This is a genomic window from Microbacterium sp. NPDC055521, from assembly GCF_053619695.1.
This window is the reverse complement of record NZ_JBSHJX010000003.1, coordinates 318,252-337,913: the sequence shown is the minus strand read 5'-3', so window position 1 is coordinate 337,913 and position 19,662 is coordinate 318,252. Positions and strand designations below refer to the sequence as shown.

Here is a 19,662-nt window from a genome sequence, read left to right as displayed (position 1 = left end):
GGCCGACACTCCAGATGTCGGACGTGTCTCCACGATCGGTCCGACATCTGGAGTGTCGGCCCCCGTTTCGTCACGGCCAACCCCGGTGTCGGCGGCGCGCAGCGCACGCAGCTGCGCCCGGGTGAGCGGCTGCTCGCCGGTGCCGCCGCCGTCAGGACCGTCAGTACTCATACGGATCCTTCGGCTCGTCGATCCTCTTCACCGTCGCCGACTCGATGCTCAGCGCACCGTCATCACCGGCGCGGACTGTGCCGGTCACCTCGACCCACTGTCCGGTCTCGTGATCGCCGTCGAGGCCGCCGCCGCTCACGGGGACGGATGCCGGCTGCGCATCGATCACGCAGTGCGAGATCACCATGCGGGTGAGGCTCACGTCGCCGTCCTCGGCGGGCGTGATGAATCCCGTGAGGGTGACAGCCGCGCCGTCGTACTTCTCGGGCCGGGTGGAGTTGGCGAACGCGATCGACCAGTCGCCGACGCCGAAGCTGGCGGTGTCGGCGACGCCGAGCGCGACATCGTCGGCACCGGCAAACAGCGTCGGCGACTCCCCCGCGCGCGACAGCGCGATCTGGGCGGAGAGCGATGCCGGCGGCAGCACGAGTCCGGCGAGCACGACCGCGGAGGCGATCACGCCGCCGCTCACCGCGGCGGTCGTCTGCATCCGGCGCCGACGTTGCGCCCGGGCATCCAGCGCCCGGGCATCCGGGGCCATGGCGCCCGGCGCCGTGGCATCCGGTTCACCCGACGCGGCGTGCGCGTGGTCGTGCTCGCCTTCCGCGCCGAGCGGCAGCGTGCACGACCAGACGGCCAGGACGAGCGTGACCGCGGCCGCCGCCGCGGCGAACCAGACCGTCTCGGGGCTGATGTACAGGGTGAGGCGGCCGGTCACGGCGAGAACGAGCGTGACCACCGAGACGACGACGGCGAGGCCGACGCCCAGCCAGCGGGAGGCGATGGCGCGCCAGCGGTCACGGCGCGCGTCTGCGGTGTCAGCCAAGGACGTTCACCCCGATCCCGATCACACAGGCCGACAGCACGACCACGCCGACGACGGCGGCCAGCACGCGGGCGGTGAAGGTGGTGCGCAGCAGCGCGAGCATCTTCACGTCTACCAGCGGTCCGACGATGAGGAACGCGATGATCGCGCCCGACGAGAAGGTCGAGGCGAACGACAGGGCGAAGAAGGCGTCGACGTTCGAGCAGATCGCGACGGTCATCGCGAGTGCAACCATCGCGACGATCGACAGCACGGGGTTCGAGCCGATCGCCAGCAGCACGTCACGCGGGACGAGCACCTGCACGGCTCCGGCGAGCGCGGAGCCGATCACCAGAGCCGGCATGACGGCGCGCAACTCGATGAGGAACTGCACGAGGCTGCGACGTGCAGGGCTGCCGGGCTCGTGCGCCACGTGCTCGCAGGTGTCGACGAATCGCTCGGTGAGCAGCGCCTGCTGGTCGCGGCGCAGACTGAAGATCCACCCGATCAGGTTCGCGATGACGAAGCCGCCGAGCAGACGGGCGACGAGGATCCCGCCGTCCCAGCCGAAAGCGGCGTGGGTGGTGAGGATGACGATGGGGTTGACGATCGGCGCGGCGATGAGGAAAGTCATCGCCTCGGCCGGCGCGAGGCCGCGCATCATCAGCCCGCGGGCGAAGGGCACGTTGCCGCACTCGCAGACCGGGATGAACATCCCCAGCAACGACAGCGCGCCGCGCCGCGCCCACGGATTGCGCGGCAGCCAGCGCTGCACGGCATCCGATGGCAGCCACACCTGCACGACGATCGACAGGACGACGCCGAGGATCACCCAGGGCAGCGCCTCGATCAGCACGCTGAGGGCGAGGGTCAATCCGTCCTGAGCGCGGGCGGGCAGGGCGACCGGGAAGAGCGTCGGCGCGAACAGGTCGATGAGCACCAGCGCGGCGACGATGCCGGCACCGGTCGCGAGGGCGGGGCCGGTCGGCACTCGGCGAGGCGGCTGCCGGTGAGCATGCGGCACCGTCGGCGAGACCGTGAGTGTCACTGTGAGGCCCCGGGTTCGGCATCCTGCCGGTTGGCGCAGGTCGCGCAGAGGCCGAAGATGTCGACGACGTGCTCGGCGTCGCGGAAGCCGTGCAGGGATGCCGTGCGCTGAGCCCACTGCTCGACGTCCTTCGCCTCGATCTCGACCGTCAGACCGCACGACCGGCAGATGAGGTGATGGTGGTGCCCTTCGGTCGAGCACGCCCGATACAGCGCCTCGCCCTCAGGGCTCTGCAGCGAGTCCGCCTCGCCCGAGGCGGCGAGCCCGGCGAGCGCTCGATACACGGTGGCGAGCCCGATGCCGGTATTCGCCTGACGCAGCTCAGCATGCAGCGACTGGGCGCTCACGAAACCGCGCGCGTCGGCGAGCGCATCGCGCACGCGTTCGCGCTGCCAGGTGTTCCGCTGAGCCATGCCTCGAGTCTAGGCCGGGCGGCTGTGCGGGCGATCCGTGCCGATCGCGCTCGGCCGCCGGTCAGCAACCAGGCTGTCAGCGGCGGGTGCGGTCGGCCTTCGCCCCGGATGCCGACAGCTCGTCGTCACCGAGCGAGCCGGCCGCGTCAGAGGCAGCGGCGTCATCCGCAGCGGCGTCATCCGTCGGCGCGTCAGAGGCAGCGGCGTCGTCCGCAGCGGCGTCGGCCACGGCGGTTTCGCTCGCCGTGGCGGTGAGCACGCCTTCGGGACGCAGCAGCTCGCGCACCTCGGCCATGAAACTGTTCAGCTGCTGCTGCTGCCAGCGAAGCTGGCGGGTCTGATCCTCGGCATCCCGCAGCACACCGGTGGCGTGACCGGTGACCGAGTCGACGATCTTCTGCGCCTTGGCCCGCGCGCGCTCGAGGATCTCGCGAGCCTTCACCTGCGCGTCGGCCTCGATGGCCTGCGCCTGCGTGCGCATCAGGCGCTCGTAGTCCTCGGCCTTCGACGAGATGCGCTGCGCGTGCTCGAGCGAGGCGGCGACCTGCTCGTTGGCGTCGGCGGTGATCCGCTCGGCGTGGGCCACTGCCTGGTTGTGCAGCACGAGGAACTCCTGCTGCGCGTCGTCCTGCCTGCGCGTCAGCGTCTCTTCGAACTCCAGCACCCGTGCGTTCATCTCGCGCACCTCGCGCTCGGCGGCGGCGCGCAGGTCGGTGGTCTCGCGGGTGACCATGGCGCGCAGCGCCGCGGCGCCCTTCTCGGCCTCGCTGCGCACGGTGGCAGCCTCGCGCTCGGCCTGCGCGACCTTCTCCGCGGCGTGCGCCGACTCCCGCTCGAGACGTGCCTCGTGCGCGGTGTGCTCGGTGTCGATCTTCAGACGAATCTGGTCGGCGTCGTGCTGCGCCTGGGCGATGATTCGCGTCACATCGGCGGCGAGTTCACCGCGCTTGCTCTCGGCCTCTTCTCGCGCCGCTTCCAGCAGCCGCTCGGCCTGGGTCGCCGCGTTGTGGATCAGCACGCTCGCCTGCTCTTCGGCGACGCGAAGCACCGCCTCGAACTGCTGACGGCTCTGGGGCTCGCCGTCGCTGCGAGGCGCATCGACCAGCTCGGTGCTCAGCGTCGCGATCTGAGCGGCGGCCTCGTCGGCCTGGGCGCGCGCCGCCGCGAGCTCGGCTTCGAGCCGCGCTATGCGATCATCGCTGTCGGCGGTCGCGTCGACCACAGCCCGCTCGGTCTGCTCCCGCAGCTGCTGCAGGTCGCTGCGCCGGCGCTCGTCGGCTTCGTCCAGCGACGCCGAGACCCGCTTGAGCTGGTCTCGCAGCGTCGCGAGCGCGGCATCCACCTCGACCTTGTCGTAGCCGCGGAACGCCTGGGTGAACGACGAGCGATCCTTGGGGACGCTGGTCAGCAGCTGGTCGAAGAAGTCGCCGATCTGCTCATGGTCGTTCTGCTGCGTCTCGCTCACCGGGTGGGGCCTCTCTCAGGTCTTCGCGCGCTCGGGCTCAATGATCTCATGCGCGGGCGACGCGACGAACACGCGAGCGGGTCCGCTGAGCGATCCAGCAACCCGCGTAGATCAGGAACGAGATCGTCGTGATGTACGGGCTCACCGGAAGCGTCCCCGCGAGCGCGAGCAGGATGCCCCCCACCGCAGCCGTGAAGCCGAAGAGCGCCGCGAGCAGCGGCACCGCGACCGGCCCGCTCGACAGGCGCATCGCCGCAGCCGCCGGGGTGACCAGCAGCGCCATCACCAGCAGGGCGCCGATGATGTGCACGCTGACCGCGACGATCAGCCCGAGCAGCACCATGAAGACGAGGCTGACCGCCCGCACCGGCACACCGCGCGCCGCTGCGGATTCGGCATCGAGCGAGTCGAAGCGCAGCGGATGCCACATCAGCAGCAGTCCGACCAGAACGACCGCGGAGATGCCGATCAGCCACCCGAGGTCGGGGCTCGACACAGACACGATCTGGCCGGTGAGCAGCCCGAAGCGGTTGGCCGTGCGTCCCTCGACGAGAGAGAGGAACAGGATGCCGAGGCCCAGCCCGAACGGCATCAGCACGCCCACGATGGAGTTGCGGTCTCGCGCCTTCGCGCCCAGCACGCCGATGAGGATGGCCGCGATCAACGCGCCGCTGAGCGATCCCACCACCACGCTGCCGCCGAACAGCAGCGCGGCCGCAGCGCCTGCGAACGACAGCTCACTCACGCCGTGCACGGCGAAGGCGAGGTCGCGCTGCATGACGAAGACGCCGATCAGGCCGCCGACGACGCCGAGCACAGCACCCGCGATGAGCGAGTTCGACAGCAGGGCCAGCAGCTCGCCGTAGTCCTGGAATGAGAAGACGTCACCCCAGTCGAGCAGCGGCCTCACGCGTGGGCTCCAGGGTGCGCGTCGTCGTCGGAGTGCTCGTGCGCGTGCGTGCCCTCGGCATCCGGCGCCCCGACGACCACCAGCCGGTCACCGGCGCGCAGCACGAACACGGCCGTGCCGTACAGGTCGGTGAGCACGCGGCTCTGCAGCACCTCGTCTGGGGTGCCGAGCACGAATCGGCCCCCGGCGATGTACAGGATGCGGTCGACGAGGCCCAGGATCGGGTTGACGTCGTGCGTGACGAACAGCACGCCGGCGCCCCGCCGTCTCTGCCGGTCGATGATGCCGGTGATGCCGCGCTGGTTGGCGAGATCGAGGCCGGAGAGCGGCTCGTCGCACAGCAGCAGCGCGGGGTCGTCGGCGAGGGCCTGGCCGACCCGCAGTCGCTGCTGCTCGCCTCCCGAGAGCAGTCCGACCGGGCGGTCGGCGTAGTGCCCGGCATCCACCCCCTCGAGCAGGGCGTCGACACGCGCGCGATCGCCGCGGCGCGGTATCGGCAGGCCGAACCGGGTGCCGTTCACGCCGAGCGCGACGAGATCGCGCGCGCGCATGCTCGTGTCGGGCGGAAGCGGTCGCTGCTGCGGCACGTAACCGATCCGGCGGTCACCGCGCCGAGCGGCTTCCCCGCCCACCCGGATGCTTCCGGCAGACAGCGGCTGCAGGCCGAGGATGCTGCGCAGCAGCGTCGTCTTGCCGGATCCCGACGGGCCGAGCACCGCGATGAACTCCCCCGGCGCGACATCGAGGTCGAGCCCCGACCACAGTTCTCGACCCGAGCGGTGCAGGGCGGCGCCGCGGATCTCGAGCACGCTGGTTCCGGCGCCGCTCATCCGTCGAGTGCGGCGGCGAGGTCGGAGATCGCGGAGCGCATCCACTCAGCGTACGACTGGTCGGCGCCCAGCAGCTCATGGAAGGTGATCACCGGGATGCCCGCGTCCTTCGCGGCGTCTTCGATGCGGCTCGTCTCGGTGCCGCCGGTCTGCGCGTTGGCGAGCACCGCTCGCACGCCGCCGCCTTCGACGAGCGACAGCGACTCGAGCAGGATCGCAGGGGCGACCTCGTTGCCTTCTTCGACCGCCGAGGCGAACCCGTCGGGGGCGAGGTCGTCGAGACCGGCTGCCGCGGCGAGCGCGGCGGGCAGCGGTTCGGTGATGAACACGGGTGCGCCCTCGAGCGTCGCGTGCAGTGCGTCGAGTTCGCCCTCGATCCCCTTCAGCTCGACCGCCAGCGTCTCGGCCGCGTCGGCGTACTCCGCCTCGCCCGCGGGGTCGAGCTCGGTGAGGTCGGCGGCGATCCGCTCGGCGAGGTGCGCCACGGTGTGCACGTCGAACCAGACGTGCTCGTTGAAGCCCTCGAGGTGCGCGTGCCCGTCGTGATCGTCAGCGGGCTCGTCGTGATCGTCGGCGGGCTCGTCGTGGTCGTCGACCACGGCATCCGGGTAGTCGTGCGAGAACTCCGCGGCGGTGATGACGACCGCATCCGATCCTTCGATCAGCTCGCGCATGAACGCGTCGTACCCGCCGCCGTTCTCGATGACCAGATCGGCCTTCTGCACCGCGAGACGGTCGCGCGCCGAGGCCTCGTATCCGTGCGGGTCCTTCGCGGTGGAGTCGATCACGCTGGTGACCTCGACCCGGTCGCCGCCGATCTCGGCCGCGAGCTGACCGTAGACGTTGGTCGAGGCGACGACCTGCAGCGCGCCCGTCCCGCCGCCGTCGGTCGACGTCGTGCATCCGGTCATGACGAGTACGGATGCAGCGGCGACAGCGAGGAGAGGGAGGCGGGACGGCATGCGTCCACTCTAAACGCTAATGAGAACCATTCTCAACTTGAGCACGGCGCAGACGGCCGCTCGGCGGTCGGAAACGTACGCGAATGGAATGATTCGCGTATGTTTCCGACCGTTCACGCGGTGGTCGCGGGCGTCAGGTGGTGAGCCAGGCGGTCGCCTCACCGGGCAACGCCCCGTCGCGAAGCGGCTGAGTGGTCAGCACCACGGCATCCGCCTCTGCCGCGAGGTCGAACGGTTCGGTGCCGAAGTTCGTCACCACCTGCCATCCGTTCGGGCGCGCGAAGCGCAGCACGTCGGGGCGTCCGGTCTCGCCCCATTCGAGCTTCTCCTCCGTCTGCAGCCGGCGGCGCAGACCCAGCGCCTCGCGGTAGAGCGAGAGAGTGGATGCCGGATCCGCGGCCTCGACGTCCACCGCATACTCGGCGAACCACGCGGGCTGGGGCAGGTGCGCGCCGTCGGCGCCGAAGCCGAACGACGACCCCTCGGCGCTCCACGGCAGCGGCACGCGGCATCCGTCGCGGCCGAGGCCGTCGAACTCCGCCCCCCGGAAGAAGGCAGGGTCCTGGCGCTGCTCGGGCGTGATGTCGGCGACCTCGTGCAGGCCGAGCTCCTCGCCCTGATAGAGGTAGGTGCTGCCGGGAAGGCCGAGCAGCAGCATCGTGGCCGCCTCGGCGCGCCGGCGCCCCTGCTCACGGTCGAGCTGGTCCTCGGGTCCGCCGGCGGCCACCCACTCGGTGCCCTGCTTGACGGGCCTGCCGTTCAGCTGAGGCAGCCCATAGCGGGTCGCGTGCCGGGTGACGTCGTGGTTCGAGAGCACCCACGTCGTCGACGATCCGGTCAGCTCGCTCTGCGCGAGGTTGACCGTGATGAGACGGCGGAACTGCTCGGCGTCGAAGTCGGCCTCCAGCAGATCGAAGTTGAACGCCTGGCCGAGCCCTTCGGCCGACGCGTAGCGAGCCCGCCGCTCGGGCGTCTGCACCCACGCCTCGGCCACGGCCGTGCGCGGCGGGTCGTACTCGTCGAACACCTGACGCCATTCGGCGTACACCTCGTGCACGTCATCGCGATCGGTGATCGGATGCTGACCGCTTGTGCTGTCGATGGCCTCCAGCTCGGCACGGCTGGGCAGCGGCTCGGTGAGGTCCTTGGTGAGCATGTGGGCGACGTCGATGCGGAAGCCGTCGACGCCGCGGTCCGACCAGAACCGCAGGGTCTTCAGGAAGTCGGCGCGCACCTCGGGGTGCGACCAGTTCAGGTCGGGCTGCTCGACGGCGAAATGGTGGAAGTACCACTGGCCGTCCTCCACGCGCTCCCAGGCCCCGCCACCGAACACCGACACCCAGTCGGTGGGCGGCTCGCTGCCGTCAGGACCCGTGCCCTCGCGGAAGATGTACCGCTCCCTGGCCGCCGACCCGCGTCCCGCTGCGAGGGCCTCCTGGAACCACTCGTGCAGGTTCGACGAGTGGTTCGGAACGATGTCGACGATGACGTGGATGCCGCGCTCATGCAGCGCCTGAACCATCCGGTCGAACTCCTCGAGCGTGCCGATGCGGGGGTCGACGTCGCGGTAGTCGGCGACGTCGTAGCCGCCGTCGGCGAGCGCAGACGGGTAGAAGGGGCTGAGCCAGACGGCATCGATACGCAGCTCGGCGAGGTAGTCGACGCGGGAGAGGATGCCGGCGATGTCGCCGATGCCGTCCGCGTTGCCGTCAGCGAAGCTGCGCGGATAGATCTGGTAGACGGCGGCCTGACGCCACCACGTGGTGGGGTCGACGGCGTTCTGTTCGGCGAGGGACGGGTCGGTCATGGATCTCCTTGTCTTGCGGGTGGTGCGGTGGGTCATCGCTGAGCCTGCCGAAGCATCAGCCCTTGACGGCGCCCTGGGTGACGCCCTCCATCACCCAGCGCTGCGTGAACAGGTAGGCGACGATCGCGGGCGCCATCGCCATCAGGTACGAGGCGAAGGCGACGTTGTAGTTGTTGCTGAACTGGTTCTGGAACAGGTTCTGCCGCACGGGCAGAGTCTGCAGGTTCGGGTCGGAGATGATCAGCGACGGCATCATGAAGTCGTTCCACGCGTACAGGAACGCGAAGATGCCTACCGTGGCGCTCATCGGGGCGAGCAGTGGGAAGATCAGCCTCCAGAAGGTCTGCCAGGTGGTCGCACCGTCGATGCGGGCGCTCTCCTCGAGTTCGATCGGGATCGAACGCAGGAAGGCGGTGAACAGCAGCACGCTGAAGCTGAGCTGGAACATCGTGGCGAGGATGATCACGCCCGCCGGGTTGTCGAGCCCGACCCGGCCGGTGAGCTGGATCTGCGGCAGCGCCACCACCGGGAACGGGATGAACATCGCCGCGAGCAGGTAGAAGAACGAGTACCGGAAGAACCGGCGGTCCCAGTTGCGCACGATCGCGTATGACGCGAAGGCCGCGAGCACGATCGTGGCGATCACGGTGCCCGCCGTGACGAGAATCGAGATGGTGGCGCCGACCGGGAACTTCGTGAGGTTCCACGCCTGCACGAAACCGTCGACACTGAACGGCGCCGGCAATGAGAACGCGTTGCCGTCGACGGCCTGTCCGGTCGTCTTGAACGCCATCGAGATGGTGACGTACAGCGGCAGCAGCACGGTGACCGCGCACAGGATGAGGATGATGGTCCCCGACCAGTTGACGCGCTCCATCGACGTGCGCGACGGCTTGGTCGGTGTGCGCTCGGTCAGTGCCCCTGGGGTGGCCGAGGTGAGGGCGGGCTGGGTGGTCATCAGAGCGCATTCCTTCCGCGCGTCAGCGAGAGCTGGAGCAGGGAGATGAGCACGGCGACGATGAAGAAGATCGTCGCGTTCGCCATCTGGTAGGCGTAGTCGCCGCCGTTGAAGCCCGCGATGATCGTCATCGCGACGCTGCGGGTGGAGGTGCCGGGGCCGCCGTTGGTGAGGCCGACGATGATGTCGTACGCGTTCAGGAAGCCCTTGAATCCGAGGATGACGTTGATCACCACGTAGCCCGCCACCAGGGGGACGGTGATGCGCATGAGCTGCTGCGTCTTGGTCGCGCCGTCGATCGACGCCGCCTCGTACACGTCGCCCGGCACCGACAGGAGCCCCGCGATGTAGATGAGCATCGTGCCGGGAATGGCCTGCCATGCCGTGACCAGGACGATCGCGACCCACGCGAGATCGGGATTCGCCAGCAGGCTCGTCCGCAGCCATCCGATTCCCGTCGCCGCTCCTGCCGCGGGGATGGAGTTCGAGAAGAGGAAGTTGAAGACGTAGGCGATGATGATGCCCGAGATCACCATCGGGATGACGAAGATCGTGCGCAGGCCGGTCTTGAACCGGATGCGTGAGGTGAGCCCCACCGCGAGCATGAACGCGACGATGTTGACGACGATCACCGTCGCGATCGAGAACCCGAAGGTGAACAGGTAGCTCTGCAGGATGGCCGGATCGCTGAACATCGCGATGTAGTTCGTCAGCCCGTTGAAGCTCCAGTCGCCGAGCCCGATCGAGTCGGTGAAACTGAAGAAGATGCCGATCACGCCAGGGACGGTGATCGCCAGGGTGCACAGCACGAGGGTGGGGACGAGGAAGAAGTAGTAGATCGGCTCGACGCGGCGGCTGCTGCGCCGGCGAGTGCGGTCACCCTGCGTGATGACCGTGGACGTGGTGCTCATTCTGCCGACTCCTTCGTCTGGCTGGTGGGCGCCGGGGCGCGGAAGGCGATGCGCGCCCAGTCGGCGTCCATCGTGCGCAAAACGCCTGCGGGGTCTGCCCCGAGCACCATCGCCTGCGCGTAGTTGAAGACGGGGATCGTCTTGGGCACCAGCACCGACGGGCCCTGATAGATGCGGCCCTCGTCGTAGTACTCGATCATCCCCTCGATGCGCGGGTCGTCCGGCGCGGGCGCCTGCTCGAGCGGCGTGAAGCCGAGCTGCGAGGCGTTGTACGCCTCGATGTGCTCGGGCTGGTAGAGGTACTCGAGGAAGTCCCGCGCGGCCTCCTTGTGCCGAGACTCCTCGGGGATCATCGCCGCGAGGTCCATGTTCACCCGCACGGCGAGGTCGTCGGGGTCGTCGGTCATCGGCAGCGGGAAGGTGCCGAGCTCGAGGTCGGGCGCGGTCTTGGCGATCTCGCTGAACGCCCACGGCCCCTGCAGGTACATGGCCGCCTCGCCCTTCGAGAAGGCGAGGTTGCCGTCGCCGTAGCCGCGGCTGGGTGCGTCGTCGTTGGTGTACTCGCTCGCGAGCTTCAGCATCCGATCCATCGGCTCGGCGAAGTCCTTCTGGAACGAGACGTCCGAGTCGGGGCCGACCTCGGTGCCCTCCTTCGCGAGAGCGTCGAAGAAGTCGAGCACGTCGAGCGACCCGCCGGCGGAATAGTCGTACCAGCCCTGACCCACGGTCCAGTCGTCTTTGAACGTGGCGTAGAACGGGGTGATGCCCGCCGCTTTCAGCTGATCGCCGACCTGCAGCAGGTCGTCCCAGGTGCGCGGCACCTCGAGGCCCTGCTCGTCGAAGATCTGCTTGTTGTAGATGACCGAGGCGGCCATCACCGAGTAGGGCAGCGCGCTGGTGCGCCCCTCGCACGACCCGTACTGCTCCATGAGCGGCTGCAGGTCGTCGCGCACCTTCTTCGCGGCGTCGGTGCCGCCGAGGTCGCTGAGTGCGCAACGCTGCACGAAGCGAGCGATCTCGTAGTTGTAGTTGGCGAGCATGATGTCGGGCGGGTTTCCCCGGACGAAGCTGGCGGAGACGACGTCGACGCCGGAGGTGTCGATCTCGACGCGCACGTCTTTCTGCGAGTCGTTGTAGTCGGCGACGAGTTCGGTCATGAACTCGATGGCCTCGCGTTTGCTGAACGTGAAGCGGATGGTCTCGCGACCGTCTGACGAACAGCCGACGAGGGCGGAGCCGAGGAGCGCGAGCATCGCGGTGCTCGCCGCCAAGCGCACCGCGCGGGGAGATTTCACAGACACCGTCGTCCTTCCGATCAGAAGATCCGGAGAGTAAATCTAGTGACTAGATTTAGTCGCTTGCCGGTACTCTCTCAGAGGGAAGAGAAGAGGTCAAGAGCTGTGAGTGATATCTCCGCCGATCTCGGCACCGGCAGAGCCAGCGTCGGAGCGGTGCTCGACTACGCCTGGACCGCGGGAGAGTTCACGGCGACGGATGCCATGGCATCCACCGCCATCACCCGATCCACTGCGATCGAGGCGCTCGCGACGCTGGTCGGCGCGAAGATCCTCACCGAGCTGCCGAATGCCAGAGCGGCCGGAGCGTACCGTGCAGGGCGGCCGGCTCGACGCTTCACGCTCTCCCCCGACCTCGGCGTGGTGGCGGGCATCGACGCGGGCGACACGCACCTGGCCGTGACGATCGCAGACCCGCTCGAGACGACGCTCGGCGAGCGCCGCACCGAGGTCGACCCGGAGGAGACGCCCGCCGAGCGCCGCGCCATCATCGTCGAGCAGCTGGATCAGGCACTGCGCGATGCCGGGCGGACTCGTGAGGATCTGCTGGCGATCTGCGCGGGCGTCGCCGCTCCCGTGAACCGCGACGGCGTCTCGCCCCCGCATCCGGAGGGGTTCTGGGAACGAACCAATCCCGGCCTGGCTGCAGCACTCGACGGGTGGGCGCCCGTCGTCGACGTGAAGAACGACTCGGTGCTCGCCGCCGTCGCGGAGGGTAGCCTGGGCGCTGCCGTCGGATGCCGCGATTACGTCGCGCTGCTCGCGGGCGAGCGCTTCGGCGGCGGGGTCGTCGTCGACGGGCACCTGCTGCACGGTGCGCACGGCGGCGTCGGCGAAGGGATCGTGTTCGACCACATCATCGGGGTGGGAGGCGCTTTCGGGCTCGGCCCGACACTGCACCATCAGCTGCTCGCCGCCGTCGAGTCGGGCGAAATCGATGCAGGGAGCCGGGTAGGACGCCTGGTCGACACGGACCGCATCGACACCCGGCTGATGCTCGAGCTCGCCGCGGCCGGTGATCCCGACGCACTGCTCGTCGCCAGCCGGCTCGGCGACACGCTCGCGCGCGTGGTCGGGGTGCTCGGCAGCATGTACGACCCTGCGCGCGTCATCGTGTGCGGAGCGATCGCCGAGAGCATCGAGCCCGTGCTCGCCGCCGCGCGCACCGTGCTGCCCACTCAGTTGCACCTGCCCGCTCCCGAGCTGCTCGCGTCGTCGCTGGGCACGGAGGTCGTCTCGCTCGGCGCTGTGGCGACCGCGCGGCGCGCAGCGCGCGAGCACGCCGTGCCGCTGCTCGCGGAGCGCCGGCTCGCCGCGCGGGCGTGACGTCGAGCACCGACGCCCGCGAGGTCAGTCTGTACGGACACAACCCGAATGGCGTACGTTTCTGACCCCGCACCAGTAGGGCGCTGTCAGTCCACGAGCAGGGCGGGCTCCTCCAGGATCGACGCGACATCGGCGATGAAGCGGCTCATGCCGTCGCCGTCGATCACCCGGTGATCGAACGAGCCCGACACCGTCGTGACCCAGCGGGGGCGCACCTCGCCGTCGACCACCCACGGCTTCTGGGCGATCGTGCCCATGGCGACGATGCCGGCCTCGCCCGGGTTGATGATCGGGGTGCCCGCATCCATGCCGAAGACGCCGATGTTCGTGATCGTAATGGTGCCGCCCTGCTGGTCGGCGGGGCTCGTCTTGCCCTCGCGCGCCGTGAGCGTCAGGCGGTTCAGCGCGCGGGCGAGATCCTTCATGCTGAGGTCCTGCGCGTCCTTGATGTTGGGCACCAGCAGACCGCGCGGGGTGGCGGCGGCGATGCCGAGGTTCACATAGTGACGCACGACGATCTCGGCCCCGGAGTCGGTGTCGACCCAGGCGGCGTTGACCGTCGGGGTGCGGCGGGCTGCCCAGATCACGGCGCGGGCCATGATCAGCAGCGGTGAGATGCGGATGTCGGCGTAGTCGGGCGACGCCTTCAGCCGCTTCACGAGCTCCATCGTGCGGGTCGCGTCGATCTCCTTCCACACCGTCACGTGCGGGGCGGAGTACGCGCTGCGCACCATCGCCGACGAGGTCGCCTTGCGCACGCCCTTGACCGGGATCGACTCGGAGCGCCCCTCGTCGATCTGCGGCGTGACCGGCAGCTTCTCCTCGCGGACAGCGCTGCGCGCGGGCGTCTCGATGTTACGGAACACGCTCGCCTGCTCGGCGTGCTTGACGACATCGTCGCGGGTGACCTCGCCGTCAGCGCCCGACGGCGTCACCTCAGTGAGCTCGACGTTCAGGTCGCGCGCCAGCTTGCGGATCGGCGGCTTCGCGATCACGCCGACCGACGAGCGCACCGGACGCTCAGCGGCACGCTTCCGGCGCGACGTCGCCCCTCCCCCGGTTCCGTAGCCGACGAGCACCGAACCGCCGCCCTCGTCGGTCGCCGGAGGAGCTGCGGGGTCCTTCGGGTTGGCCGCGATTCCGGCATCCGCCGCCTCGGCCTCCGACACGAAGGTGATGATCGGCGATCCGACCTCCACCGTCACGCCCTCGGCGACCAGCAGCTCACCGACGACACCCGCGTGCGGCGAGGGCAGCTCGACCAGCGACTTCGCCGTCTCGATCTCGCAGATGACGTCGTTGATCGCCACGGCGTCGCCGGGGGCGACCTTCCACGCGACCAGTTCGGCCTCGGTGAGGCCCTCGCCGACGTCGGGCAGGGTGAAGGTTTCGGTGGTCATGAGAGATGTCCTCCGGCGGAGATCAGTATGCGAGTGAGCGGTCGACGGCGTCGAGGATGCGGTCGGCATCCGGCAGGTAGGTGCCCTCGAGCTTGGCGGGCGGGAACGGCGCATCGAAGCCCGACACCCGCAGCACCGGCGCCTCGAGGGCGTAGAAGGCGCGCTCCATGACGGTCGCGGCGATCTCGCTGCCGACGCTCGTGTGACCGGGCGCCTCCTGTGCGTAGATCATGCGGCCCGTCGAGCGCACCGAGTCGAGGATCGGGCCGTAGTCGACCGGCGAGAGCGAGCGCACGTCGACGACCTCGCAGCTGGTGCCCTCGGCCTCGGCGAGCGCGGCCGCCTGCAGCAGCGTGGTGACCATGGCGCCGTGTCCGACGAGGGTCACGTCGCTGCCGCGACGCACGACGCGCGAGGCGTGCAGGGGCAGAGCGGATGCCTCGAGCTCGACCTCGCCCTTCTGCCAATAGCGGCTCTTGGGCTCGAGGAAGATCACCGGATCGTTCGAGCGGATCGCCTCCTGGATCATCCAGTACGCGTCGTTCGAGGTCGACGGTGCGACCACCCGCAGACCCGGGGTGTGCGCGAAGTACGCCTCCGGGCTCTCCTGGTGGTGCTCGACGGCGCCGATGTGCCCGCCGTACGGGATCCGGATGACGACCGGCATCGACAGCGCACCCTCGTGCCTGTTGGTGATCTTGGCGAGCTGCGAGGTGATCTGGTCGAAGGCGGGGAACACGAAGCCGTCGAACTGGATCTCGACCACGGGACGGAATCCGGCCATGGCCAGCCCGATCGCCGTGCCGACGATGCCGGACTCGGCGAGCGGGGTGTCGAGCACGCGGCGATCGCCGAAGTCGCGCTGCAGGTGCTCGGTGATGCGGAAGACTCCGCCAAGGCGACCGATGTCCTCCCCCATCAGCAGCACGCGGGGGTCGTCTTCCATCGCCTTGCGCAGACCGGCGTTCAGCGCCTTCGACATGGGCATCGACTCGATGGTCATGACGCGCTCCCCTCGAAAGAAGCCTCGTACTCGTTCAGCCAGGCCTTCTGCTGCGCCATCAGCGGGTGCGGGTCGCTGTAGACGTGGTCGAAGATCAGCGATCGCTCCGGAGAGGTGAGCGTGACGGCGCGGCTGCGCAGGTCTTCGGCGGCGTCCGCCGCCTCGGCATCCGTCTGCTCGAAGAGGGATGCCGGCGCGCCCCGCCCCTCGAGGAACGCGCGCATGCGCGCGATCGGGTCGCGCTGCGCCCACTGCTGCTCCTCGTCGGAGTGGCGGTACTTGGTCGGGTCGTCACTGGTGGTGTGCGCACCCATGCGGTAGGTCACCGCCTCGATCGCGCGCGGGCCGCGACCGCTGCGGGTCTCGTCGAGCAGCGCGCGCGAGACGGCGTAGCTGGCGAGCACGTCGTTGCCGTCGACGCGCACCGACGGGATGCCGTACCCCGCGCCACGGCCGACCAGCGGCACCTTCGACTGCGTCTCGACGGGTACCGAGATGGCCCAGTGGTTGTTCTGCAGGAAGAACAGCACCGGGGCCTCGTAGCTGGCGGCGAAGACCATCGCCTCGTGCACGTCGCCCTGGCTGGAGGCGCCGTCCCCGTAGTAGACGACCACCGCCTCGTCGCGCTCGATATCACCCGTGCCGGTGCGGCCGTCGAAGGTGAGGCCCATCGCGTATCCGGCGGCGTGCAGGGTCTGCGACCCGAGCACCAGGGTGTAGATGCGGGTGTTGCCGTTCTTGTGGTCGGTGGGGTTCCAGCCGCCGTGCGAGGTGCCGCGCATGACCTTGAGGATGTCGACGGGATCGACGCCGCGGATGCGGGTGACGGCGTGCTCGCGGTACGACGGGAACAGCGTGTCCTGCGTGCGGGCGGCGCGTGCGGATCCGACCTGAGCGGCCTCCTGCCCGCGGCTCGGCGGCCACAGGGCGAGCTGGCCCTGACGCTGCAGGTTGGTCGCCTGTGTGTCGATCGCGCGGATGACGACCATGTCTCGGTAGAACTGCTCGAGCTCGGCGTCGGTCAGCGCGTCGATGAGGGGCAGATAGCGCTCGGCGTCGGCCGAGGGGGCGTAGCTGCCGTCGTCGGCGAGGACGCGGACGAGGGGTGCTTCGATCGGGGTCACCCGACCACGCTACCCACGCCGGCATGCCAGGTCACGCATACCTAGGGGACCCTAGTAAGTGCCCGGCACCTGGACTTCTCGTGTCAGAGCAGCGACTTCGCGACGGTCAGCACTCGATCGATCGATTCCTCTTCGCCGGCCGAGATGCGGATGCCGTCGCCCGAGAACGGGCGCACGATCAGGTCGGCGGCGTCGAAGGCCGCCGCAACCTCGTCGGTGCGCTCGCCGGTGGACAGCCAGACGAAGTTCGCCTGCGAGTCGGGCACCTGCCAGCCCTGCGCACGCAGGCCGTCGAGCAGGCGCGTGCGGCGCTCGACGATCACCGACACCCGCTCGCGCAGCTCGGGCTCGGCGTCGAGACTGGCGATCGCCGCGCGCTCGGCCGCGCTCGTCACCGACAGCGGGATGCCCGTGGTGCGTGCGGCATCGAGCACACGCGGATGCCCGATCGCATAGCCCACGCGAAGACCGGCGAGCCCGTAGGCCTTGGAGAAGGTGCGCAGCACGACGACGTTCGGATGACGTTCGAAGAGGCGCTCGGCGAGCCCGTCGACCGCGTCGGGCGCGGTGACGAACTCGGCGTACGCCTCGTCGAGGATGATCAGCACGTCTCGCGGCACGCGGTCGACGAACGCCGCGAACTCGGCGCTCGTGACGATCGGGCCGGTCGGGTTGTTCGGCGTGCAGACGATCACCACGCGGGTGCGGTCGGTTACGGCATCCGCCATCGCGTCGAGATCGTGCCTGGCGCCCGAGGCGAGGGGCACCTGCACGCCCGTCGCGCCGGCCACCAGCGGAAGGCTGGGATACGCCTCGAACGAGCGCCAGGCGTAGACGACCTCGTCGCCGACCGACGAGGTGCCGAGCACCAGCTGGTGCAGGATCGACACCGACCCGGCGGCGACGTGCACCGCGTCGTGCTCGACGCCGTATTTCTCGCCGAGCCGGGCGCGCAGCGCCGCCGCCGACGCGTCGGGATAGCGATTCACCGGGGTGGTGGACTGCAGTGCCTCGAGCACGGAGGGCAGCGGCTCGAACGGGTTCTCGTTGCTGGAGAGCTTGAAGGCGTCGGGACCTGCCTGCTTGCCCTGTCGGTACGGCGGCAGCGCGGCGATCTCAGGACGGATGCGGGGCAGGATCGGCTCGGTCACGGCACCAGTCTAAGAGCGGCATCCGTCCCCGACGTGACAGGATCGGCACATGCGATTCCTCATCCGCGTCGTCATCAACGCCTTCGCCATCTGGGTCGTCACGCTGATCCCGGTGCTCGGCGTCGGCATCCGGCCGTTCGCGCCGGGCGGTGACCTGCAGGTCGTGCTGACCCTGCTGGCCGTCGGCGCGGTCTTCGCGCTGGTCAACTCGATCATCGGCACGGTGATCCGCATCGTGGCGTTCCCGCTGTACATCCTCACGCTCGGCCTGATCTCGTTCATCATCAACGGCCTGCTGCTGTGGATCACGGCGTGGATCACCAGCGCGTTCAGCTGGGGGCTGACCGTCGAGTCGTTCTGGTGGGGCGTGGTCGCGGCCTTCCTCATCTCGATCATCAACGCGATCCTCGGGGCCGTCCTGCGTCCGCAGGAGAAGAAGAAGCGCCGCTGACCTCGGCATGCCCGAGCGGGATCACGGCCGGGTCGCCTGGAACTCCATGCGCTCCACCGAGACGATGTCGTCGGCCTCCGCACGCAGACTCTCGTGCAGGCTCCTCACGCGCGCATCGCCTGAGGTGTCGGCCTGGGCGATCGTCTCGTCGTAGGCGTCGCGGAAATGCGATGGCACCGAGCTGAGCTCGTTCTTCGTCGCGTACTCGCGAGAGACGGTGATGCTCTCCGGCGATCCGGTCGCGTATGCCGGTCCCCCCGCAGTCAGGCCGGCGCCGACGGGATCATCGGTGTGGAAGACGCGGATGAGGGTCTGATCCGCCTTCAGTGATGGCACGGTCGGGCTGCCGACGATCATCACCCGGGGCGTCTCGTAGCGGCCGCTCATCGCCACAGCCCCCGCGATCGCTGCGCCCTGCGAGTATCCGACCAGGTCGACCCGCGCTCCCTTCTCCGCCCCCGCCAGCTGGAGCGCCTCGACCGTCGCCGCGTACGCCGCGCTCTGCTCGCGGTCGACGTAGATGTCCCAGTTCGAGCCCATGTCCCACGGTTCGGAGCCGCCGCTGGTCATGCGGCGCGTGCCGTCGATGTACGCGACGAACGAGACCGCCCCGTCGGCATGGGTGCGCTTCTCGACAGCCACCTGCGCGCTGCCGCCAGGCAGGCGCGTGACCAGCTGCGTGAGCGTCACAGCTGAGCCGACGACGGACGACGTCGACACCTGCCTGACAGCGACCGGCGGTGCGCCGCCCGTGATGGGCGTGCCACTCGAGATCGTGCCGGCCGCTCTCGTACCGTCGCGCAGCATCGCGGCGAGCATCCATGCGGGCACCGCGGCGTGCATGCGCACAGCGCCCCACGCGATCGAATCCAGCGACTGGTCGAAGAGACCGGTGGTGGACGATCTCTGCCACCGTGAAGTGAGGGTCAGTGCCATGGCGTCCAGCTGGTCGTTCGACGCGAGCAGCGCATCGATGCGCGTCTGCAGGCGCCCTGCGGCGGCGGGGCGCCTGAGCGAGAGCATCTCCTGTTCGGCGCGCAGATCCGCCAGTTCGAAGGCATCCGCCATGATCGCCGTGCCGGCGGCATCCGACGCGAGAGCCTCACCCTCCTCCGCCAGTCTCTGCGCAGTCCCCCCGAGCGCCGACAGATCCATGCGCGCCGCAGCGTTCCCCGTCGTCGCGAGCGACCGGTGCGCGCGGCGGAGGCTCTCTCCGGCATCCGTCAGCCGTGCGGCCACCGCAGCCATCCGATCGGACACCGTCCGCATCTGCTCCGGTTCGACGGCGATCGCTCCCCCACCGGTGATCTGCACGTCGCCGCTCATGCGATCACCCGCAGGCAGTCATCGCGCTGCGCCACGACATCGGCGCAGATCGCCGCGACCGCGCTACGCCGCTCGATGAGCGAGGCGCGCAGGATCTCGATGGCCTCCGCCCGCCAGTGCGAGTCGGCGATCAGCCGCGCCAGCTCGATGCGCACCTGCGTGAGAGTGTCGAGCGCATCGTCGAGCAGGCGCACACCGTCCAGGAGCGCGGCGATCTCGTCGGCGGACGATGCGACGGGAGGGGTGATCGTGAGCATGCCTCCAGGGTGCGGTGCCCCGCGTGCGCGGCCTCGTCGGAATCCCGGC

19 protein-coding genes are annotated in these 19,662 nt (G+C 69.5%); 2 read left to right on the top strand and 17 right to left on the bottom strand.

Annotated elements, in window-relative coordinates; all coding sequences use genetic code 11:
* Positions 1–160: 160 nt before the first annotated feature.
* The 11 genes from ACWGSM_RS05140 to ACWGSM_RS05090 all read right to left on the bottom strand — a co-directional run bounded on the left by ACWGSM_RS05140 (position 161) and on the right by ACWGSM_RS05090 (position 11,533).
* Positions 161–997 carry a TIGR03943 family putative permease subunit gene (locus tag ACWGSM_RS05140; RefSeq protein WP_452321878.1) on the bottom strand — a complete coding sequence of 279 codons (837 nt, stop codon included), beginning with the start codon at positions 995–997 and terminating at the stop codon, positions 161–163.
* Positions 990–1,967, bottom strand: coding sequence for a permease (locus ACWGSM_RS05135; RefSeq protein WP_452321877.1), 978 nt, complete (start codon positions 1,965–1,967; stop codon positions 990–992). Before ACWGSM_RS05135 ends, ACWGSM_RS05140 begins: the two co-directional genes overlap by 8 nt.
* 53 nt (positions 1,968–2,020) lie before the next feature.
* On the bottom strand, positions 2,021–2,437 hold the full coding sequence (locus ACWGSM_RS05130; RefSeq protein WP_452321876.1) for a Fur family transcriptional regulator: 417 nt from the start codon (positions 2,435–2,437) through the stop codon (positions 2,021–2,023).
* Between the two features lie 76 nt (positions 2,438–2,513).
* Entirely contained in the window at positions 2,514–3,902 is a 1,389-nt protein-coding gene (locus tag ACWGSM_RS05125) for a DivIVA domain-containing protein (RefSeq protein WP_452321875.1), read from the bottom strand.
* Positions 3,903–3,948: 46 nt separating this feature from the next.
* Positions 3,949–4,812, bottom strand: coding sequence for a metal ABC transporter permease (locus ACWGSM_RS05120; RefSeq protein WP_452321874.1), 864 nt, complete (start codon positions 4,810–4,812; stop codon positions 3,949–3,951).
* Entirely contained in the window at positions 4,809–5,642 is an 834-nt protein-coding gene (locus ACWGSM_RS05115; RefSeq protein WP_452321873.1) for a metal ABC transporter ATP-binding protein, read from the bottom strand. Before ACWGSM_RS05115 ends, ACWGSM_RS05120 begins: the two co-directional genes overlap by 4 nt.
* Entirely contained in the window at positions 5,639–6,604 is a 966-nt protein-coding gene (locus ACWGSM_RS05110) for a metal ABC transporter solute-binding protein, Zn/Mn family (RefSeq protein ID WP_452321872.1), read from the bottom strand. Before ACWGSM_RS05110 ends, ACWGSM_RS05115 begins: the two co-directional genes overlap by 4 nt.
* A gap of 133 nt (positions 6,605–6,737) precedes the next feature.
* Positions 6,738–8,411 (bottom strand): glycoside hydrolase family 13 protein, encoded by a 1,674-nt coding sequence (locus ACWGSM_RS05105; RefSeq protein WP_452321871.1) that lies wholly within the window; start codon positions 8,409–8,411, stop codon positions 6,738–6,740.
* Positions 8,412–8,466: 55 nt separating this feature from the next.
* Positions 8,467–9,369, bottom strand: coding sequence for a carbohydrate ABC transporter permease (locus ACWGSM_RS05100; RefSeq protein ID WP_452321870.1), 903 nt, complete (start codon positions 9,367–9,369; stop codon positions 8,467–8,469).
* Positions 9,369–10,280 (bottom strand): carbohydrate ABC transporter permease, encoded by a 912-nt coding sequence (locus ACWGSM_RS05095; RefSeq protein WP_452321869.1) that lies wholly within the window; start codon positions 10,278–10,280, stop codon positions 9,369–9,371. The genes ACWGSM_RS05100 and ACWGSM_RS05095 overlap by 1 nt, the downstream gene beginning before the upstream one ends.
* Complete coding sequence (locus tag ACWGSM_RS05090; protein ID WP_452321887.1) at positions 10,277–11,533, bottom strand: ABC transporter substrate-binding protein; 1,257 nt, start codon at positions 11,531–11,533, stop codon at positions 10,277–10,279. Before ACWGSM_RS05090 ends, ACWGSM_RS05095 begins: the two co-directional genes overlap by 4 nt.
* 147 nt (positions 11,534–11,680) lie before the next feature.
* Between ACWGSM_RS05090 and ACWGSM_RS05085 the strand changes: the two genes are divergently transcribed.
* Positions 11,681–12,901, top strand: a complete 1,221-nt coding sequence (locus tag ACWGSM_RS05085; RefSeq protein WP_452321868.1) for an ROK family protein — start codon at positions 11,681–11,683, stop codon at positions 12,899–12,901.
* An 86-nt stretch (positions 12,902–12,987) separates the two neighbouring features.
* Here ACWGSM_RS05085 and ACWGSM_RS05080 read toward each other — a convergent pair whose 3' ends face one another.
* The 4 genes from ACWGSM_RS05080 to ACWGSM_RS05065 form a co-directional block, all read right to left on the bottom strand.
* Positions 12,988–14,301, bottom strand: a complete 1,314-nt coding sequence (locus tag ACWGSM_RS05080) for a dihydrolipoamide acetyltransferase family protein (RefSeq protein ID WP_452321867.1) — start codon at positions 14,299–14,301, stop codon at positions 12,988–12,990.
* A 22-nt stretch (positions 14,302–14,323) separates the two neighbouring features.
* Positions 14,324–15,304, bottom strand: coding sequence for an alpha-ketoacid dehydrogenase subunit beta (locus ACWGSM_RS05075; RefSeq protein ID WP_452321866.1), 981 nt, complete (start codon positions 15,302–15,304; stop codon positions 14,324–14,326).
* Positions 15,301–16,428 (bottom strand): thiamine pyrophosphate-dependent enzyme, encoded by a 1,128-nt coding sequence (locus ACWGSM_RS05070; protein WP_452321865.1) that lies wholly within the window; start codon positions 16,426–16,428, stop codon positions 15,301–15,303. Before ACWGSM_RS05070 ends, ACWGSM_RS05075 begins: the two co-directional genes overlap by 4 nt.
* Positions 16,429–16,511: 83 nt before the next feature.
* A complete protein-coding gene (locus ACWGSM_RS05065) occupies positions 16,512–17,579 on the bottom strand; it encodes a histidinol-phosphate transaminase (protein ID WP_452321864.1) in 1,068 nt (355 codons plus the stop codon).
* Between the two features lie 49 nt (positions 17,580–17,628).
* Between ACWGSM_RS05065 and ACWGSM_RS05060 the strand changes: the two genes are divergently transcribed.
* On the top strand, positions 17,629–18,030 hold the full coding sequence (locus tag ACWGSM_RS05060; RefSeq protein ID WP_452321863.1) for a phage holin family protein: 402 nt from the start codon (positions 17,629–17,631) through the stop codon (positions 18,028–18,030).
* A gap of 21 nt (positions 18,031–18,051) precedes the next feature.
* Here ACWGSM_RS05060 and ACWGSM_RS05055 read toward each other — a convergent pair whose 3' ends face one another.
* Both ACWGSM_RS05055 and ACWGSM_RS05050 read right to left on the bottom strand, forming a co-directional pair.
* On the bottom strand, positions 18,052–19,356 hold the full coding sequence (locus ACWGSM_RS05055) for a hypothetical protein (protein WP_452321862.1): 1,305 nt from the start codon (positions 19,354–19,356) through the stop codon (positions 18,052–18,054).
* The gene (locus ACWGSM_RS05050; RefSeq protein ID WP_452321861.1) at positions 19,353–19,613 is read right to left on the bottom strand and encodes a hypothetical protein; all 261 of its coding nucleotides are present in this window, start codon (positions 19,611–19,613) and stop codon (positions 19,353–19,355) included. Before ACWGSM_RS05050 ends, ACWGSM_RS05055 begins: the two co-directional genes overlap by 4 nt.
* Positions 19,614–19,662: the final 49 nt, after the last annotated feature.

Excerpts from the sequence above, each read along its gene's own strand:
- ACWGSM_RS05100 (WP_452321870.1), bottom strand. The coding sequence starts at position 9,369 with ATGACCACCCAGCCCGCCCTCACCTCGGCCACCCCAGGGGCACTGACC.
- ACWGSM_RS05075 (WP_452321866.1), bottom strand. The coding sequence starts at position 15,304 with ATGACCATCGAGTCGATGCCCATGTCGAAGGCGCTGAACGCCGGTCTG.
- ACWGSM_RS05105 (WP_452321871.1), bottom strand. The coding sequence starts at position 8,411 with ATGACCGACCCGTCCCTCGCCGAACAGAACGCCGTCGACCCCACCACG.
- ACWGSM_RS05115 (WP_452321873.1), bottom strand. The coding sequence starts at position 5,642 with ATGAGCGGCGCCGGAACCAGCGTGCTCGAGATCCGCGGCGCCGCCCTG.
- ACWGSM_RS05110 (WP_452321872.1), bottom strand. The coding sequence starts at position 6,604 with ATGCCGTCCCGCCTCCCTCTCCTCGCTGTCGCCGCTGCATCCGTACTC.
- ACWGSM_RS05095 (WP_452321869.1), bottom strand. The coding sequence starts at position 10,280 with ATGAGCACCACGTCCACGGTCATCACGCAGGGTGACCGCACTCGCCGG.
- ACWGSM_RS05060 (WP_452321863.1), top strand. The coding sequence starts at position 17,629 with ATGCGATTCCTCATCCGCGTCGTCATCAACGCCTTCGCCATCTGGGTC.
- ACWGSM_RS05055 (WP_452321862.1), bottom strand. The coding sequence starts at position 19,356 with ATGAGCGGCGACGTGCAGATCACCGGTGGGGGAGCGATCGCCGTCGAA.
- ACWGSM_RS05130 (WP_452321876.1), bottom strand. The coding sequence starts at position 2,437 with ATGGCTCAGCGGAACACCTGGCAGCGCGAACGCGTGCGCGATGCGCTC.
- ACWGSM_RS05090 (WP_452321887.1), bottom strand. The coding sequence starts at position 11,533 with ATGCTCGCGCTCCTCGGCTCCGCCCTCGTCGGCTGTTCGTCAGACGGT.
- ACWGSM_RS05050 (WP_452321861.1), bottom strand. The coding sequence starts at position 19,613 with ATGCTCACGATCACCCCTCCCGTCGCATCGTCCGCCGACGAGATCGCC.
- ACWGSM_RS05080 (WP_452321867.1), bottom strand. The coding sequence starts at position 14,301 with ATGACCACCGAAACCTTCACCCTGCCCGACGTCGGCGAGGGCCTCACC.